This window comes from Seonamhaeicola sp. NFXS20 (genome assembly GCF_049132085.1).
Taxonomy (GTDB): Bacteria; Bacteroidota; Bacteroidia; order Flavobacteriales; family Flavobacteriaceae; genus Seonamhaeicola.
Genome location: NZ_JAFMPU010000004.1, coordinates 244,955 through 263,958 on the forward strand (window position 1 = coordinate 244,955; position 19,004 = coordinate 263,958).

13 protein-coding genes are annotated in these 19,004 nt (G+C 33.1%); 3 read left to right on the plus strand and 10 right to left on the minus strand.

Annotated elements, in window-relative coordinates; all coding sequences use genetic code 11:
- Positions 1–63: 63 nt before the first annotated feature.
- The 10 genes from J1D01_RS08605 to J1D01_RS08650 all read right to left on the minus strand — a co-directional run bounded on the left by J1D01_RS08605 (position 64) and on the right by J1D01_RS08650 (position 15,158).
- Positions 64–375 (minus strand): DUF6660 family protein, encoded by a 312-nt coding sequence (locus J1D01_RS08605; protein WP_173280017.1) that lies wholly within the window; start codon positions 373–375, stop codon positions 64–66.
- 147 nt (positions 376–522) lie between these two features.
- Complete coding sequence (locus J1D01_RS08610; protein ID WP_203255968.1) at positions 523–921, minus strand: heavy-metal-associated domain-containing protein; 399 nt, start codon at positions 919–921, stop codon at positions 523–525.
- A gap of 35 nt (positions 922–956) precedes the next feature.
- Entirely contained in the window at positions 957–2,729 is a 1,773-nt protein-coding gene (locus J1D01_RS08615) for an efflux RND transporter periplasmic adaptor subunit (protein ID WP_421150542.1), read from the minus strand.
- A 3-nt stretch (positions 2,730–2,732) separates the two neighbouring features.
- Complete coding sequence (locus J1D01_RS08620) at positions 2,733–5,231, minus strand: heavy metal translocating P-type ATPase (protein ID WP_421150543.1); 2,499 nt, start codon at positions 5,229–5,231, stop codon at positions 2,733–2,735.
- Entirely contained in the window at positions 5,231–6,451 is a 1,221-nt protein-coding gene (locus J1D01_RS08625) for a TolC family protein (protein ID WP_421150544.1), read from the minus strand. The genes J1D01_RS08620 and J1D01_RS08625 overlap by 1 nt, the downstream gene beginning before the upstream one ends.
- Positions 6,448–10,176, minus strand: a complete 3,729-nt coding sequence (locus tag J1D01_RS08630) for an efflux RND transporter permease subunit (RefSeq protein WP_421150545.1) — start codon at positions 10,174–10,176, stop codon at positions 6,448–6,450. Before J1D01_RS08630 ends, J1D01_RS08625 begins: the two co-directional genes overlap by 4 nt.
- A 108-nt stretch (positions 10,177–10,284) precedes the next feature.
- Positions 10,285–10,698, minus strand: a complete 414-nt coding sequence (locus tag J1D01_RS08635) for an HYC_CC_PP family protein (protein WP_203255973.1) — start codon at positions 10,696–10,698, stop codon at positions 10,285–10,287.
- An 89-nt stretch (positions 10,699–10,787) separates the two neighbouring features.
- Positions 10,788–11,891 carry a DUF4238 domain-containing protein gene (locus J1D01_RS08640; RefSeq protein ID WP_421150546.1) on the minus strand — a complete coding sequence of 368 codons (1,104 nt, stop codon included), beginning with the start codon at positions 11,889–11,891 and terminating at the stop codon, positions 10,788–10,790.
- 4 nt (positions 11,892–11,895) lie between these two features.
- Entirely contained in the window at positions 11,896–13,581 is a 1,686-nt protein-coding gene (locus J1D01_RS08645) for a hypothetical protein (protein WP_421150547.1), read from the minus strand.
- Positions 13,578–15,158, minus strand: coding sequence for a hypothetical protein (locus J1D01_RS08650; RefSeq protein ID WP_421150548.1), 1,581 nt, complete (start codon positions 15,156–15,158; stop codon positions 13,578–13,580). Before J1D01_RS08650 ends, J1D01_RS08645 begins: the two co-directional genes overlap by 4 nt.
- 483 nt (positions 15,159–15,641) lie before the next feature.
- Here J1D01_RS08650 and J1D01_RS08655 point away from each other — a divergent pair, with 483 nt between their 5' ends.
- The 3 genes from J1D01_RS08655 (at position 15,642) to J1D01_RS08665 (ending at position 19,003) form a co-directional block, all read left to right on the plus strand.
- Complete coding sequence (locus J1D01_RS08655) at positions 15,642–16,868, plus strand: phage integrase SAM-like domain-containing protein (protein WP_421150549.1); 1,227 nt, start codon at positions 15,642–15,644, stop codon at positions 16,866–16,868.
- A 373-nt stretch (positions 16,869–17,241) separates the two neighbouring features.
- The gene (locus J1D01_RS08660) at positions 17,242–17,517 is read left to right on the plus strand and encodes a hypothetical protein (RefSeq protein ID WP_421150550.1); all 276 of its coding nucleotides are present in this window, start codon (positions 17,242–17,244) and stop codon (positions 17,515–17,517) included.
- 289 nt (positions 17,518–17,806) lie between these two features.
- Positions 17,807–19,003, plus strand: coding sequence for an IS256 family transposase (locus J1D01_RS08665; RefSeq protein ID WP_421150551.1), 1,197 nt, complete (start codon positions 17,807–17,809; stop codon positions 19,001–19,003).
- The last annotated feature ends 1 nt before the right edge of the window (position 19,004 follow it).

Sequence of the window (19,004 nt, forward strand, 5' to 3'; positions counted from 1 at the left end):
ATAGTTACCAAAGAGTATCGATGGTAGCATAGATTTATAATACACCTGCGTAGCAGGTATTCATTACACTTGTGGTGGTTGTAAAACGGAATTCGTGAAGTCTTTTTCTGAACCGCTTAGGTATAAAACATCTTTTGTGGAAATAAAAGATATTCCTAATTTTAAATCTGGAATATCAAAATGCACAGCACTTACATGGCAGCATTGACAAATACAAAAAGGCGAACATAAATCTGAATCTTGATGTTGATGGTCATTGTCCATTCCTTGTGAAATTTCTGTTTGAACCTCATTATCAAGCGTAACATTATCTTCGCAGGGTGCTAAATTAAGCGCGAAAATATAAATTGATAATATAAAAGCTAAAAATTTCATCGTAGCAAAGATATAAATTATTTAATGCAATGGTATTGCAAATAACGTTAGTATGATTTTTCTATATTAGAAGAGCCTTAAATAACAAGGCTCTTCTATATTTATTATTAATGGTCATGGTCTGAATGATCCGCTTCCTTTATCTCCTTATTGATTCATCATCATTTCGTGGTCGTATTGACAACATCCAGGTAGGTTACTGTAAGCATCTTCATCTCCTGAAACTTTTTCTGTATCGTAACCTGATGCTGCTATTGCCTTGTGAATTGCCATTGCATCTGTTTTAGCATCATCAAAAGACACATCTATTTTCTTTTTATCGACATCCCATGTTGCATTAGCAACACCTTCAACTTTGTTAGCAGCTTTTTCGATGGTTTTTTTACACATTCCACAATTACCTCTAACACCAAAAGATATGTCTACCATAGCCATGTCTTTAGATACTTCCGTTTTTGTTTCTGTTGTTTCTTGCTTGGTTTCGTTTTTACAACTCGTTAAACCTATAGCCATAATTACAGCTACACTTAAAATTACTTTTTTCATTGTTAAAAAATTTAATTGTTATTATTTGATTTTTATTATTCTATTACTTGTTTTACTTCTCCACAGGTTAGCATTGCGCCACCAAAATATGGATTGATTACTTTTTCTTCCCTGCTCAACCAGTACGCACCGTTGTTATCGTCTACCATCGGACAAAACTCAACAAAGACTTTTTCATTGATACCAAATGTCTGAATCGCGCTAATTAAATGTGATGAAAGATGCTTAAAATGATTTCGTTGTGATTCAATATTTGATGCATTTGAAATTGATGTGGCAGATGCTTTTATTTCTTTTTCTAATGACATCCAATGACCATGAGCCTCTTTATCTTTTAATAGCTTCATTTCAACTTTAGATAAATTACCCAGTAGTCTTTTTGATTCAGTTATTACGTTATTAGATTCATCTTTAAGTAAAGCATCTTTTAATTTGATATAATCATTAAAAACGACTTTCAATTGATTCTGAAAACCCTTGGACACTTTTACCCTCTCATTCATATTAGAATGATTCGCGTTATTTGCTGAAGGATTATTTTCCATTCCAAGATGTCCTTCATGACCAGTCATAACTTTTCCACCTTCTTTATTCATCATTGATTTTTTACCTTGTAATTGCGCTGCTGCATCAACGGTAAATGTTCCATTTGTTACTATCTCATCATCCATTTTCAAACCCTCTAACACTTCATAATTATCGCCAATTTGATTCCCTAATGTAATTTTTCGCATTTCAAAAACAGGTTGAGTAGGGTCTGTTTTTATATAGACAACTGAACGTTCTCCAGTCCATAAAACGGCTGTGGATGGAATGGTTAATGCTTGTTCTTTACTTGAAGTCATCCCTTTAACTTTTCCTTCAACAAACATTCCTGGCTTAAAAACATCCTGTTTATTATTAAGTATCGCTCGTAATTTTACAGTTCTTGTTCTGGTATCTAAAACAGGGTCTATAAAATCTACTTTAGCTTCAAATTCTTTATTAGCATAAGCATTGGTAGTGACTAAAATCTTTTGTCCTTTTTTAAATAAATCGATTTGATTTTCATACACATCAAAATTTGCCCAAACTGTACTTAGATTTGCTATTTTGAGCAAAGGTTGGCCTTGTTTGATATAATCGCCTTGTTCTACTAATTTTTCAAAAACTGTTCCTGAAACCGTTGCATAGACAGGAAAGTTTTCTTTAACCTTACCAGAAGTTTCAATTTGATTAATTTGATTTTCAGAGAGCTTCCATAATTTTAATTTGTTGCGCACAGCTTTATATAATGCAGGTTGTGATTCTTTTAATGAAGCTGCTGTAATGAGTTCTTGTTGCGCTGCATATAATTCGGGCGAATAGATAGTTGCCAATAACTGTCCTTTTCTAACTTCCTCGCCTGTAAAACTCACATTTAGACGTTCTATTCTTCCTGAAAAATAACTGACTTGAACGGCATTGGCTTCTTCATTCTCTACAATTTTTCCAGATAATTTAACTGTATTATCTTCTACTTTGCCATTGCCAACTATAGAGGTTTGAATATTTGCCAATGCCATAGCGTTTTCTGTAAGCTTGAATTGGTCTGCTAATAATCCTTCACTTCCATTTGCAGCAGGAATTAAATCCATACCGCAAATTGGGCAATCTCCAGCTTCTGGTTGCATAATCTGTGGATGCATAGAACACGTCCACATTTGATTGGTTTCTGTTACTGCATCATGATTGTGTTCTGTTTCTGTATTTGACGAACCACCAAAAAGGAACCATCCTAATAGAAGTCCCACAGCTAATATTCCTATGTAAATTATATATTTTTTCATTTTCTATATTTTAATATTTCTTAATCTTAATGCATTCACTATTACTGACACCGAACTAAAACTCATGGCTAACGCTGCAATCATAGGCGAGAGTAAAATTCCGAAAAACGGAAACAAAACACCTGCTGCAATAGGCACCCCTAATGTGTTATAGATGAGAGCGAAAAACAGATTTTGTTTAATATTCTTCATTACGGCATCACTCAAATTCCTTGCCTTGACAATACCGTGTAAATCTCCTTTTACCAAGGTTATCATAGCACTTTCTATAGCAACATCTGTTCCTGTTCCCATTGCGATACCTACATCACTTTTAGCAAGTGCTGGTGCATCATTAATACCATCGCCCGCCATAGCAACAACTTTTCCTTTTTCTTGTAGTTTCTCGACTTCTTTGAGTTTATCCTCAGGCAACATACTTGCTTTAAAATCTGTAAGATTTAATTCTGTTGCTACTGCTTGCGCTGTGTCGTGATTATCGCCTGTTAACATGATGACTTCAATACCTTTGTCTTGAAGTTCCTTAATGGCTTTGGCGCTAGTCCCCTTAATTTTATCTCCTATAACTACATAACCAGTAACCGTTTCAGCTATGGATAAGTATGAAACCGTTTTACCTTGTTTTTGATAAGTTTTAGCTTCTTCCTCCATTTGCGAGGTTATCTCTGCATTAGCATAATCCATCATCTTAGGATTTCCCAATGCTATTTTTTTATTATCAATAGTAGCTTCTACACCTTTACCTGTAACTGCGCTAAATGCATCTGATTTTAAAATTTCAGAATTTTGTACTTTTCCATATTTAACCGTAGCTTCTGCTAATGGATGTTCGCTGTTATTGTTCAACGAAACAATATATTTCAGAATGTCATTTTCGCTAAAATCAGCATCAAAAGAACCTACTGTTTCAACGGTTGGTTTTCCTTCTGTAATTGTTCCTGTCTTATCTATAATTAGCGACGTAACCTTATCCATTTTTTCAAGTGCTTCGGCATTTTTAATCAATACACCATTTTGAGCACCTTTACCAACACCAACCATTACAGACATAGGTGTTGCCAATCCCAAAGCACAAGGACAAGCTATTATCAAAACAGCAATAGCATTCACAAAGGCATAAACATAAACTGGTTCTGGTCCCCAAATTGCCCAAACCGCAAAAGTTAGTAATGAGATAATGACCACAACAGGCACAAAATAACCTGATACTTTATCGGCTAAATTTTGAATTGGCGCACGACTTCTACTGGCATTATTAACCATGTGGATGATTTGAGAGAGTAGTGTATCACTCCCCACTTTTTCAGCTTTCATTAAAAAAGATTGGTTGCCGTTTATTGTTCCGCTACTTACTTTATCATTTACTGTTTTATTAACAGGAATTGGCTCTCCAGTAATCATTGACTCATCAATGGTTGTATCTCCTTCTGTTATCGAGCCATCCACAGGAATCTTATCGCCTGGTTTTACTTTTAGAATATCATTTAATTCAATAGCATCGATGGTTACTTCAACATCTTCGCCATCTACTATTTTTATAGCTTTATTGGGTGCTAACTTTAATAATTCTTTTACTGCCGAATTCGTTTTACTATGCGCACGAGCTTCTAAAAGTTGACCTAGAAGCACCAATGTTAGAATGACGGTTGCTGCTTCAAAATAAACGTGTACTGCTCCAGATTCCGTTTTGAACTGACTTGGAAAAATATCTGGAAAAAACATACCAAAAACACTAAATAACCAAGCGACACCTGCACCTATTCCAATAAGTGTAAACATATTAAGATTCCATGTTTTTATACTCTTATAGGCACGTTCAAAGAACATCCAAGTAGCATAAAACACAACTGGAATGGATAATGCGAACTGAATCCAATTCCAATATTTTTGTTCCATGATGTCATACAATGGATTATTGGTCAGCATTTCACTCATTGCCATTAAAAAAATTGGTAATGTAAAAGCAACTGCAATCTTAAACTTCTTTAATAATTTTTTATAGGTCTTCTCTTCTGCTGAACTATCTGCTTCCATTGGAACTAAATCCATTCCGCATTTAGGACAAGCACCTGCTTCATCTTTTATAATTTCTGGATGCATCGGGCATGTCCATTGCTGTGATGAAGTTGTGGATAGATTTTGTTCTTCAACTAAATCCATTCCGCAGACTGGGCAATCGCCCGGTTTATCATAGGTCTTATCTCCTTCACAATGCATTGGGCAATAAAATGTACCCGTACCTTTACCTTTTGGCTGTTTTTCCATTTCTACTTTGGTATGATGGTGTTCTCCTAATTTTTGAATACTATATTTTCCGCCATCTTTCTTTAAGGCTTCTTGAAACCTTTCTATTGGAATATGAGATTCCATTTCGATTACTGCTTCTGCTTTTTCTAAATCAACAGAAGCCTTTGAAACACCTTTCACTTTTGAAAGTGTTTCTTCTACGTGACTGCGACAACCGTTGCAAGTCATTCCGTGTATGTGATATGTATGTTTCATTATTGCTGTGTTAAATAATTAATAATTGTAGTTTGCACATAGTAGGTTTTAACAGACTCAATTTGATTTATTTGAAACTTCAGTTGCAATTCTTGTATGTCCAAAACGTCATTAAAATCAATCGTTCCTGTTTCGTAATTTTTAATAAGAATCTCTTCAGCATCTTTAGCTTGCTTTAAGTTCTTCGTTTGGGTTGCATAACTTATTCTTGCTGAAATCTTATCGTTTACTGCTTTATCCAATAGTATTTCTAATGCATTTGTGCGCTCTTGTTTTTGTGCCAAAATCTCTTGCTGTTGCAACTCATTTTGTTTGGTTTGGGATTTGTACTTATTATTAAATATGGGAATTGATACTGATACCATTGGCATAATTATATCTTTTCCATTGTCACTAAAATCCATGTTAGGACGTTTATCAACATTGATATAATCTAAACCGAAACCAATCATTGGACTACTTTCTTTTTGATTCAATAATTCAGATTGCTCTACAGACTGATAGAGTTTATCGAATTTTAGTAATTCAGGATGTAGAGATAAATTTCCAGAATTGATTTCAAAATCTTCTGAAGGAATTATTAACTCATTAATAACAGAAACTTGTACATCCTTATCACGATTTAAAAGCTTATTAAAAGTAGTTTGTTCTGCTAAAAATTGTTGACTTAAAACATCTAATAACTGTTGCATTTCATTTTGACGCATTTGCAATCGTAAAACATCTACAGCTGAAGCTTTGCCAACTTCAACCGATGTTAATGCTAACGTTTCGTAGGTTTTAAGTAGTTTAATATTCTCGTTTAAAACGTCTTGTTTTGCTTTATTAGCGTAGAGATTATAATAGGATTGCGATACAGAAGCCATCAGTTTTCTTTTGGCAATAACAATGTCCTCGTATTTAGCATCTGCCAAAGCACTCACATAGTTTTCTCTTGTGGTAATATTACCAAACCAAGGCAACATTTGTTTTGCTGATACTTTGAAGCGTTGCGCTCCTGTTCGGGTTTCTGGCTCGCTTACAAAGTAACCCACACCAAATTCGGTATTAGGCAATGTATTTACTTCATTCACTTTTTCGGAAGCAATACTATACTGTAATTCAAACTTTTGAATTACAGGATTGTTATTTAATGCTTCATTAATAAGCGTTTCTAATTCTTGTGCATTAGAAACACTAAAAGTTAATAAACCTATGAGTGTATAAATTATTCTTTTCATTTGTTTGCTCTTTTCAATTTAAACTCTTCTCTCCAGCTGTATAATACTGGTACAATAAAATAAGAGGTAATATCTATAACCATTCCGCCAAATATTGGAATTGCCATAGGTATCATAATATCACTTCCTTTTCCTGTGGATGTCAATACTGGTAACAGCGCCAAAATGGTAGTTACAGTAGTCATTAAACACGGACGAATACGTTTTTCGGCTGCTTGTAATGCGGAAGCTCTAATACTCTTTTTATCAGAAGGTTTTTCACGCTCAAAAGTTTGCGTGAGGTATGTTGCCATAACGACACCATCATCTGTAGCAATACCAAATAATGCTATAAAACCTACCCAAACCGCAACACTTAAATTGATAGTTTTCATATTGAATAGGTCTCGCATATTCTCTCCAAACAAACTAAAATTGAAAAACCAATCTTGGCCGTAAAGCCATATCATTATAAAACCACCCGCAAAAGCAACTGTTATTCCTGTAAAAACCATGAGTGACGTAGTAACAGATTTGAATTGGAAATATAGAATCAAGAAAATAATAGCAAGTGCTAATGGAACGACAACAGAAAGCGTTTTTTCTGCTCGTAACTGATTTTCATAAGTGCCTGTAAATTTATAGCTGATGCCCTTTGGAACAGTTAATTCTCCTGAATCTATTTTCTGTTGAAATAAAGCTTGCGCATTTTCAACAACATCAACTTCTGCAAACCCATCTAATTTATCAAACAACACATAGCCAACTAAAAAGGTATCTTCACTTTTTATGACTTGTGGACCTTGCTCATACCGAATCGTCGCTAATTCACTTAATGGAATAGGACTTCCTTTTTCAACAGGAATATAGATGCCTTTTATATCTTCTGGATTACCTCGTAGCTCTCTAGGGTATCGCACTCTAACAGCATAGCGTTCTCTTCCTTCTACAGTTTGAGTAATAGCCATACCGCCAATTGCTACTTTCAGCACACTTTGTACATCTTCTATAGATACACCATAACGTGCTATTTTTTCTCTATCAATATCAATAAGTAGATAAGGTTTCCCTACAATTCTATCTGCAAAAACAGCTTGCTCTTTTACACCTTCTGCTTGTTTAAGAATGGTTTCTAGCTGCAATCCAAACGCTTCAATTTGTTTTAAATCTTGTCCTTTTACTTTTATTCCCATTGGTGCACGCATTCCTGTTTGAAGCATTACCAATCTGGTTTCTATCGGTTGTAATTTTGGTGCAGAAGTAACTCCTGGTAATTTGGTAACTCTAACTATTTCATTCCAAATATCATCAGGACTATTAATTTCTGGTCGCCAATTACGATAGAATTCGCCATCATTATCTTCGATAAGTTGAGCATGTATAACTTTTGTAAAAACAACATTTTCGGAATTATTAGGATTGGCGATAAATGTTCCATCTTTCAATTCAAAAGCACCATCATCGTTTACTTTGTAACGTTGTCTTTTTCCTTTTGAGTTACGCATGTATTCAGACTTATACTGAATCATGTTTTCGTACATAGATAAAGGCGCAGGATCTAATGCAGATTCTGTTCTACCAGACTTTCCTACTACGGTTTCAATTTCTGGAATAGTGGCTACAGCCATATCCAATTGCTGAAGCACACGTTTATTTTCCTCAACACCTGAGTGTGGTAATGAGGTTGGCATTAATAGAAAAGAACCTTCGTTTAGAGATGGCATAAATTCTTTTCCTGTATTGTTCATAATCCATCCTCCAGAAACAAGCACAGTTGCCGGAATAATTAAAAACAATAACTTGTTTGCTAAAGCCCAATTTAAAATTTGACCATAATACTTTCTGAAAATTGAAAATATTCCTAAAATTCCGAAGCAAATAATAGCTACAAAAATAAGATTGACTAAAATACTTCTGTCAAAGCCTAGTGGTCTCCAATATTCGGCAAGTAAAAATATAATGGCAGTACACGAAATAATAATATTTACAAGATTGCTGTTTTTCTTATTTAGTTTACCAAAGACTCCAAGTAAACCAGTAATACCAAAAGCAATTAAAATAATCCCTAACCAATATCCAGTAACCATAATTGCTATTCCAGCAATTATTAAAGCACCATTTATGATGTATTTAAATGACTTTTTAAGTGATGTTTTTCTGAATAAATAAGCTGCTAATGGTGGGATTAGAAATAAGGCAATAACCAAAGATGCTGATAACGCCATCGTTTTGGTAAATGCTAATGGTCTAAACAATTTTCCTTCTGCACCAATCATTGTAAATACAGGAACAAAGCTGATAATTGTAGTTAATACCGCAGTTAAAATCGCTCCAGAAACTTCGGAAGTCGCATTATAAACTACTTCATTCGTAGTTAACTCTGTACCATCTTCTCGTAATCGTAATTTGTCATCATCGAGATGGCGAATCATATTTTCTGCGAGAATGACGCCTACATCTACCATAGTTCCAATTGCAATAGCAATACCAGAAAGTGCTACAATATTGGCATCTACGTTAAACAGTTTCATGGTTACAAATACCATTAATACTGCAACAGGCAACAATCCAGAAATTAAAATAGAAGCTCTTAAATTGAAAACCATAACAATAATAACCAAAATGGTAATTAATATTTCTAGTGTCAACGCTTCATTAAGCGTGTCTAATGTTTCTTCAATAAGCTCGGTACGATCATAGAAAGGAACAACTGTTAATTGAGATGTTCGTCCATCTGCCAATACCTTTGAAGGTAATCCGCCTTTCAGCTCCTCAATTTGCGCCTTTACATTATTAATGACTTCCATTGGATTTGCACCATATCGTGCAACTACAACACCACCAACGACTTCCGCACCTTCTTTATCCAATAAACCTCTTCGTGTTGCTGGACCTAATGATACTTTACCAATGTCTTTAATCTTAATTGAAGTAAAATCCTCTGAAGTAACTACAGTATTTTCAATATCTTCAACAGATTTCACATAACCCAAACCACGTACTAAATATTCAGCTTGATTAATTTCTATAGTCTGCGCACCAATATCTTGATTGCTACTTTTAACCGCTTTTACAATCTGGTTTAAACTAATGTTATATTGACGCATCAACTCTGGATTGACATCAACTTGATACTCCTGAACATAACCACCAATGGAAGCTACTTCAGAAACACCGCTTGCAGTAGATAAAGCATATTTTACGTAATAATCTTGAATGCTACGCAGTTCGTGTAAATCCCAACCACCAGTAACATTTCCATTTTCATCTCGACCTTCAAGAGTGTACCAAAATATTTGTCCCAAACCTGTGGCATCTGGTCCCAATGCAGGATTAACACCTTCTGGTAATAATCCACTTGGTAATGAATTGAGTTTTTCTAGAATACGACTGCGACTCCAATAGAATTCTATATCTTCTTCAAAAATGATATAGATACTTGAAAACCCAAACATAGAAGAACTACGAATGGTTTTTACTCCTGGAATACCGAGTAAAGAAGTCGTTAATGGATAAGTGATTTGGTCTTCTATATCTTGTGGCGAACGACCATCCCACTTTGTGAATACAATTTGTTGGTTTTCTCCAATATCTGGAATGGCGTCAACCGCTACAGGGTTGCTTGGCAAAAATCCTGTATCCCAATTAAAAGGTGCGTTTACAGTTCCCCATCCTACAAAAAGGACGAGTAACAGAACTGCTACGAGTTTATTTTCTATTAAAAATTTGATGCTTTTATTTAGCATTGGCTTTGATTATTAAACAGTTAGACATTGGCGTTAAGAAAACACCGAATACAGCAAATTATCCTTATGACATAAAGTCATAGGATAAGTCAGTCTATTGTTTAAAAATCAAATTAAATACGTCTCGTCAATTTTGTAGAGTTGCCTTATGACGAGTGGCGGTTTGTATTCTTCAAAAGAAGACACATTGTTATCTAAACCTTCAAAAAGATTAATATAGGTATAAACAAATGAAGCGATGAATACTTGTTGTTCAAAAGAAATTTTGTCAACTTGTAATTGTAGTTCGTCTTGACCATCAACTACCAATTGTTCATCATTACAACAATTCTTTTTTGTAATAGAACAACCTTCAGTTGAAGGATTATCCATTTCCATTCCGCATCCTTCAGCTTTATGGAACATAGCAGTTTCTACCAAAGTATCTCCACAATAATGCATACTGAGCGTAAATGACATTGTAGAGAGTAACACTACAAAAGCCATTGCCAAAGACATTGCTTTATGGAATACTTGTTTCATATTGAGTACAAAGGTATAAAATTTTAACAACTCCTAAATTTTGTTTAACAGAAGTTTAGATATAAAACTGCAAAAAACAAATAACCAATTTACCACTTACCCATTTTTGATAGCACCTTTTTGTACTTCAACATTTGGATATCGTCTTTACAATATGGATGTTCTAAAAGTTCTTTAAGTTTACCTATAAACTCTTTTGAAACAAACCCTTTTTTCTTTAAAACATCAAATAAAACGAGGGCTTGCTCTGCCCTGTATTTAGCTTTTTTCAAAAACTCTTCTCCATTGTCTGGGTTTTCATAATGGTTTTGAATATCAAAATGTTTATCAATATCTCCTTTGTATGCTACTAATAAGTTTTCAGCATTCTGTTGTGTAACGCCATTTGTTGTAAATACATAGTCTCTGTCTTGAGTAAGTCTATTAATTCTCGTTTGTCCATCTGCGTAATCATTAGGATGAATCTCTAAATAATGTGAACGATCCAAGGGTAAAGTAATAACTGCTTTGGGATCATATAAACCTTGAAATTTATTAGTTTCAAAATGCCTAATTGAAACTGGATTATCGCAAGTAATTATTGGCGCATTTGAATCTTCTATTTTAATTACATTTATTGTACAATCGTATTTGTATTTAACAAAGTTTCCCCATTGTTCAAGGTGGTTAACTAAGAAGGCAGTTCTTGAACGTTCATCGTACTGTTTTTTAACCTCCTCTATTTCATCAACATGAAATTCCATTTTCTCTCCAAATAAATTCATTTTTATCAAACCATGTTCATTTGCTGTTTGAGCTGCCCTATCAAAGATTTGTTTATTCATACCTTTTTGAAGATTTAAAATTCTTGGTGTACGAAAATATAATGATAGGCATACATATAGTATTTGAATTTTTTGCTCTTGACTAACTGTCAATACCTTTTCATCAACAAGTAATTTATATATTTTTGGAAACTCGCTATCAACATTTTCAGCATAATGTTTTTCTAAGGCGTATTTTACTTCATCTGATTCAGCAGGAATTGTATAAATGTTTTTTTCAAAACAAATATCTTTTGTGCTTATTTGCTCTAAAAGCATATCATTGTCCATTTTATAAACATCGACAAAATAATTTCTTTTTCTTCCTTCAACTGCAAAGTTCTTTAAATATGAACGTGGTATATAATGTTGCTTTATTGGATTTGACATTATTCTATTCTTTTGTTGAGACTTCTTGTTTCATTAAAACTCGCCACGTTAAAGGAAAAGGTTGGCTTTTGTAGTGCCTACTTGCAACGTGAGCAACAATATCGAAACTATGTTTAAAAATTTTAAAGTCCTTTTCTGGTCCGAAGAGTTCCATTTCTGATACCATTTCTTTTTTGTACTCTTCTACATTCTCGTATAGTGTTACAGAATGTTTTAGTGTTCCTTCGCCACGACTATAATCCTGAACACATATTTTATTTTCCATTTCTTCAAGTGGAAACCATATTTGTAAGTTCAAATCTGGAAAAAGTTCAGTAGGGATCTTACGAACAAACTGATATAGGTCTTCATCCTTTAAAACTAAAGTGTATTCTGCCAATATAAGAACTATCATTGAAGACTGAATTTCACATTCTTCATCTCCATTATGAATATCCACCAGCTTATCATAACTTTTTCTAAACAATGGGAAAAACTTATTTATTTTATATCTGTTATTAAAACCTAAAGTCATTTCAGAAATCCATTTTTTGGCTGGGTTAAAGTTTCTTGTAAAATTCATTAAGTTAAGTGCTAAAGCTATTTCAATACTATGCACATCGTATTCTGGATATTTTGAAGGTGGATTGTTTTTTATAAACAAACATAATCCGTTACTAATTGAAAGAGCGCTTTGGTAATATGTTTGAGCATGCTCTTCATTACCTTCTCTATAATGGATTCTAAACTCTTGTATTTCCGTTAACCCTATTGTTGCTATAATTCCTATTTCTTCCCAAACATTAAGACTGTACTCTAGACTATTTCTGCTGTATTTATATATACTGTGCTCTGTTTTGTAATGTTTAGCAACTTTGTTAAAATAATAGACACCTATATTTCTTTTTAAAGAATGGATTTTGTAAAATTCCTGTCTTACAAAATTTTTCTCCAAATGATTACCTTCTTGCATAAAGTGCCAGCTTAGTAACAAACATCGTTCACTTGCATAAATTGAAGGTTTCAAATTATTATTGTCTTGAGACCATTTATATATAATGTTAAGGCATAATCGTACCAGTCTTAACTTTTTTAATATTTGTCTTTTTTGTTTGGGTTGCTTGTCTAAAATTTTTTGAATCAGCGTATAGAAATGTGATAAATCATAATCAGGTAAATCTAAAAATGCCAAAGACTTTCTTAATAATGATTGATATTCTTGTGGAAATAGTTTTTCACTAACAAGATAGTCGTCAAGCATTGCAGTTATTTCGCCTGTACCCCAAAAATCATATTCAACAGCATCTGTAGTATTCTGGTCGATATATTGTGTCCAATCAACTAAAACATTTTGATTTATAACACCATTAGTACAAACTATTATTTTTTTAGGAAGTTTTTTTAAACGATTTGTAAGTGATGTTGGAATAAACGTGTCTTTAATTTGGTTTAGAGTTGAGCGTATGGCGTTGACATCTCCATCCCAAGTGGTTCTTGTTAGATTACCTTGTTTTACAGCGAACAAAAACACCTTCTTAATACTATCTTCTGGATCAATACCTACAGCTGAAATATCTACACCAAATTGACGACCTTTCATTGGCTTTGAGATAGTTGTAAATTTCATTCCAACTAGCAGATCAGTCAGCAACACATCAAGTTCATTATCTTCTTTTAAAAGATTAATATATTCACTCAGTAAAAATCTCATTGCCTTCTTTTAAAATTTTGCCATAGTAACCGTTCTGTTGCTTGACCTATGGGATCTATAAATTCGCCTCTTGGCATTTCGCCACTATGCGAAATAAGTGCTGGTGTCATCTTTTCGGTGTATTTGCCTTGGTATTTTGAAAATGTAGACTTTCCCGTTCTGTAATTGATATTCGTAATCATACTTAAAAATGATGAACTTTCTGACTCACTCTCTTTATAGGATTTATTAAATTTTCTATTCTGAATTTTATTATAATATATCATTCTTCTCTCTGAAGGCGCAAATTCTTTTAGGTTTTCTAAATCTGAATACGCCTTGTATTTATCTTCTCCTTCTTCAACAATATCTTTTATTATTTTTTTTAATTTCCTATTGGCCGTCTTCTTTTTTAAATTTAAAAATTCAATAGTTGAATAATAATTAAAAATTAAGTGGTTAATAAACAAATCAGCTAAGAAAACTACAACCTCTTTATTATCTACTTTTTGTTCAAGTATAGAATATACCAAAGACAGAGAGGTGTCTTTATCATAAACATAGGCAAGTATTTTGTACGTGATATATTCAATATCGTAATCTGAAAAGTCCTTTATTAGAACTTCTGAAACCGTCAATCCTGATAAATCTCTCATATATCTAGCACTATTCATTTCAAAAATGGCAATATGAAAATTTGGATTGTCTTTATTTAACCAATTTGTATATAGCTTTTGGAAATCTGAATAAAAATCATCGCAAAGTGTATTCAGCAAATGGCTGAAATATTCTATTTTTCTAGCATTTTTTGGACTTATCCCTACCCAATCTGTAATAAAACCAACTACCAAATCTAAATTGGTTTTAGCCATATTTTCCAATCGATAAGCCAATTGATTATACGCTCCTGCATGTTCTATATCAATGTGAAGCAACAATGGAAGATATTTTTTAAAGAGGTGTATTTCGTTGCCTAAATCTATATTGTAATCCAAAAAGTAAATGAGCTCTAATTGAATTTCAATAGTCTTAATACTTGATAGCTTATCTATAATTTTATCTGCATTTTTTAATTCATTTCTTTTATTTCTAATGGTAAAGAAAACGGATGGCCATAACTCCTCAAGAGTCTTATTATTAATAATACTATTGAATTGTTTCTCAATCCAGCTCACAAATGTTTTTGGTGTTGTTTTCGCTATCAAATCAATTTTGACGATAGATTTTATTCCTATTTCATTTAAGCTTATGTTATCATCTTCGATTAGGCGTTTAATTTCATCTATTGAAAACTTTTGGTCTGAATGATATAATCCGGATAGAATATCCATTAATGTAAAATACGAATCAGGATTTTTCGTTTCAAGTGTTTTTAAATAAATTTCTTTACCAAAAGAAGCATCCTCTTTTGCTTCGCGAGTAATGGCTATTTGAAGATTTCTTACAGGATAGTTACTTTTTAAGTTTTTAAGCAATTCTGGTAGTGCCTTAACATAAAGGTCTATATCAACATTTTTAATATTGTCACAAAAGGTTCTATAATCTTGCCATCGATTGGAAGGCTCTTTATTGTCTAATAAGTCTTGTAGAAATTGCAAATGAAAAGGGTTATAATTTTTGACTAAAGTTAAAAAAGAATTGATACCGTTCTGTAAAAGAGTAACAAAGTTTTTTTCCATTCTACCAAAAGAAATCAAACTATATCAAATACTATTAAATGGACAAAAAGAAACAAAATGTTGTACCTATGTTGTATCCAAACATTTTTCCGAGCTTATTTTAAATAAAAAAAGCCGAAGATTTCTCTTCGACTTTTGTACAGGCGGCGAGACTCGAACTCGCACACCTCGCGGCATTAGATCCTAAGTCTAGCGTATATTTGCCTAAAGAAACGCAAATAAGTTGATTTTTAATTAGTTACATTTTTATTGATTTCTTTTAAATACAATTAAAATCACTCAAAATCAATAAATGTTGTACCTATGTTGTACCCAAAAATCTTAGGTTTTCACTATCTTTATGACATATTTTAATCGAAATGTTGTACCTGATTTGACTTTCACTATTAAAACAGGACAGCAATGGCAGTTAGTGCTCAAATAACCCTAAGAAAAAAGCCCAACAAACAAGGACTTTACCCACTCGCCATAAGAATAACAAAAAATCGTTGTTCGACCTACAAGCATATTGGTATCTATATCCAAATTGAAGACTGGGATGACAAAAACAAATCAGTAAATAAAAACCACCCTAATTCAAAAGAAATTAATGGACTTATTAAGAACAAAATTAAGCAAGTAAACAAAGAACTTATTGCATTGCAAGCTAAGGATATGGATGCCACTACTGTACAAATCAAGAAAGATATTTACAGAGACAGAGCTTCCAAAAAAACGACTTTCTTTGAACTCGCGCAAGAACATTTAGATGAATTAGAAGTATTAAACAAGTTTAATAGACTCTCCTGCGATTCAGCCTATGTTGGATATATTTTGAAATTCAACAAGTCTAAACAATTAAGTTTTCTGGAAATAGATGAGCGGTTTTTAAAAAAGCTTAAAGTATTTCTCATAAAGGAACATAAACTCTGCGAAACCTCAATAATGAATGTTCTCGTTTTAATAAGACTTCTTTACAATAGAGCTATTAAAGCTAGAATTATAAAAAAGAAACTTTATCCCTTTGGAGGAGACCGAATAAAAATTAAATTTCCTGAAAGTGAAAAGATAGGTTTAAATGCAAATGAAATCCTTCGTATAGAGAATCTCAATAACCTCTCCTATGGAGAGGTACATACCAGAAATATTTGGCTATATAGCTTCAATTTTGCAGGTGTTCGGGTTTCTGATGTTCTTCGCACTAAATGGAGTAACATAAAAGACGGTAGACTTCAATATAGAATGGGCAAAAATTCAAAATTATTATCCTTGAAAATCCCTGAAAAAGTCTATGAAATACTAAAATCCTATGAAAAAAATAAAAGACATAACAACGATTTCATATTTCCTGAACTAAAAAAGGCCAACATGAAAGATCCAAAAGATGTCTTTAGAAAAATTAAAACAGCAAATAAAAAATTAAACTATTACCTTAAATCTATCGCAGAAAAGGCAAGAATAGACAAGAAGCTTACCATGCATATTGCCAGACATAGTTTTGGCAACATCGCTAGCGATACGATACACCCAATAATGCTCCAAAAGCTATATCGTCATAGTGATTTAAAGACTACAATAAATTATCAAGCTAATTTTATGCATAAGGAGGCCGATGAAGCTCTAGAAAATGTTATATGCAAGGTTAGTTGAGTATTAAAAAAGTCTAGTATATATAATTAATAGCGAAGGGATTCGAACCTATTTCTTTAGCCCTCATATTTACTGGGTTTCTCCTTGTTTATGCTTTTATTACTAACCGAATTACAGACCGATTTATAGTGTCTGGAATCATAGATTGTAAAGATAATCATTTAGTGCTAAATGATATCAAATAATTTTGAGAGGAGCTATCTTAACAACACTATCCCACAAAGTGTCTAAGATTCATTTATCTTTAGACTTCAAAATACCAAATATGGTATATTTAAAAACAGTGTAAGTCAATTTATTTACCTGTAACCATATTTCAGGACTAGACTTTAAAAACCTAAAATAAATAAAATATATTTTATCCATTATATTATTGATTTTTATCCAATCAGATTGGACAGAAAATATTGAAAAATCTATATCTCGAATAAATCAAAAAGGAAAATTAGAAAATAAATTTGAGAAAAAAGACAAAGACGGAATAACTATTTTTAGAAAATATTCTACTGGAAAAGAAACAAAATCTAACGTCAAATACAAATATGGAAAATTAATGGATATTGATATTAATTTTTATGAAAATGGAGAATTAATATTTGCGGAAATTATTAGCGGAAAAGACGTTTTAATATACAAAAAAATAGACTAGAAAGATTAAAGTTTTTGAAAACAGTAATCTTGAAAAATAAAAGAAGGAATTAAAGGGAATAGAATTTGAAACAGAAAAAATCGGAGAAAAAGAATATTTAACTTTAAAAGAAAAATATAATAGAATTACAAAAATAGCGGAATAAAAACTACCTACAACATCGGTAACCGTTGCACAACCTATTAAAAATAGTTTTAAAGATAGTATCTCTCCAAGTGTGTAAAGTAAAAAAATATCGAGGGTTGCAACCCTCGATATTTTTTTGATTAATTTTAAATTTTATGCACTTATGAAGAAAGAAGATTTATTAAACGATGAATTTTTAAAACAATTCAAAACGGGCGAAGAGCTTACCTCATTTTTAAAATCCATTCAAAAGCGAGGTATAGAAAAGATGCTCGAAGGCGAGCTTGATGCCCACCTGGACTATTCAAAACATGAAGTTTCCAACAACACGAACTCCCGTAATGGTTATAGATCAAAAAAGGTAAAGACCTCACTTGGTGAGACCAGCATAAAAGTACCTAGAGACAGGGACGCTTCATTCAATCCTATGTTAGTTCCCAAACGCACCAATATGGCTGATGGCATCGAAAATGTCATTATCAGTCTGTATGCAAAGGGCATGGGCAACTCCGACATAGAAGAACAGATCCGTGAAGTCTACGGTTTTGATGTGTCCACATCCACTATTTCGCGTATTACGGATAAAGTCACCAACGACATTGTCGCATGGCAGAACAGACCCTTAGAACCAGTATATTTAATTACTTGGATGGACGGTATTGTGTTCAAGGTCAGGGAAAACTCCAAAGTGGTCAACAAAACCATGTACATTGCTGTAGGTCTGCGTAGGGACGGTAAAAAAGAGGTCTTGGGACTTTGGCTCGGCAAGAATGAATCTGCTGCCTTTTGGATGAGTGTACTCACAGATATAAAGGCTCGTGGTGTTCAAGACCTGCTCATAACCGCTACAGACAATCTTAATGGATTTACTCAAACCATCAAAAATGTATTTCCTAAATCAACTACCCAAATATGCGTAGTGCATCAAATCAGGAATGCTAGCAGATATGTGGTATGGAAAGATAAAAAGGCCTTCTCTAAGGATATGAAAGAAATATATAATGCGCCTACCAAACAAGCGGCTAAAGCTGCTTTGAACGACTTTGCAAAAACATGGGAGACTAAATACTCATATGCCGTTAAAAGCTGGAGGGACAACTGGGACGAACTTACCGTATTTTATGAGTTCCCTGTAGAGATTAGAAAAATCATTTACATCACCAACCTTATTGAAAACCTTAATGGAAAAATCAGGAAATACACTAAAAACAAGCTCTCGATCCCAACGGACGAAGCCGTTATGAAGTCCACTTTTTTAGCCCTTAGAGAGGCCACAAAAAAATGGTCGATGCCCATTAGAAACTGGGGCATTATTTTAAACCAATTTTTAACTATATTTGAAAAAAGGGGGCAACTTTAGA

What these genes read in the sequence shown, in the direction of transcription:
- J1D01_RS08655 (WP_421150549.1), top strand. Translation starts at nt 15,642, where the DNA reads ATGGCAGTTAGTGCTCAAATAACCCTAAGAAAAAAGCCCAACAAACAA.
- J1D01_RS08665 (WP_421150551.1), top strand. Translation starts at nt 17,807, where the DNA reads ATGAAGAAAGAAGATTTATTAAACGATGAATTTTTAAAACAATTCAAA.
- J1D01_RS08630 (WP_421150545.1), bottom strand. Translation starts at nt 10,176, where the DNA reads ATGCTAAATAAAAGCATCAAATTTTTAATAGAAAATAAACTCGTAGCA.
- J1D01_RS08620 (WP_421150543.1), bottom strand. Translation starts at nt 5,231, where the DNA reads ATGAAACATACATATCACATACACGGAATGACTTGCAACGGTTGTCGC.
- J1D01_RS08635 (WP_203255973.1), bottom strand. Translation starts at nt 10,698, where the DNA reads ATGAAACAAGTATTCCATAAAGCAATGTCTTTGGCAATGGCTTTTGTA.
- J1D01_RS08625 (WP_421150544.1), bottom strand. Translation starts at nt 6,451, where the DNA reads ATGAAAAGAATAATTTATACACTCATAGGTTTATTAACTTTTAGTGTT.
- J1D01_RS08640 (WP_421150546.1), bottom strand. Translation starts at nt 11,891, where the DNA reads ATGTCAAATCCAATAAAGCAACATTATATACCACGTTCATATTTAAAG.
- J1D01_RS08605 (WP_173280017.1), bottom strand. Translation starts at nt 375, where the DNA reads ATGAAATTTTTAGCTTTTATATTATCAATTTATATTTTCGCGCTTAAT.
- J1D01_RS08610 (WP_203255968.1), bottom strand. Translation starts at nt 921, where the DNA reads ATGAAAAAAGTAATTTTAAGTGTAGCTGTAATTATGGCTATAGGTTTA.
- J1D01_RS08645 (WP_421150547.1), bottom strand. Translation starts at nt 13,581, where the DNA reads ATGAGATTTTTACTGAGTGAATATATTAATCTTTTAAAAGAAGATAAT.
- J1D01_RS08615 (WP_421150542.1), bottom strand. Translation starts at nt 2,729, where the DNA reads ATGAAAAAATATATAATTTACATAGGAATATTAGCTGTGGGACTTCTA.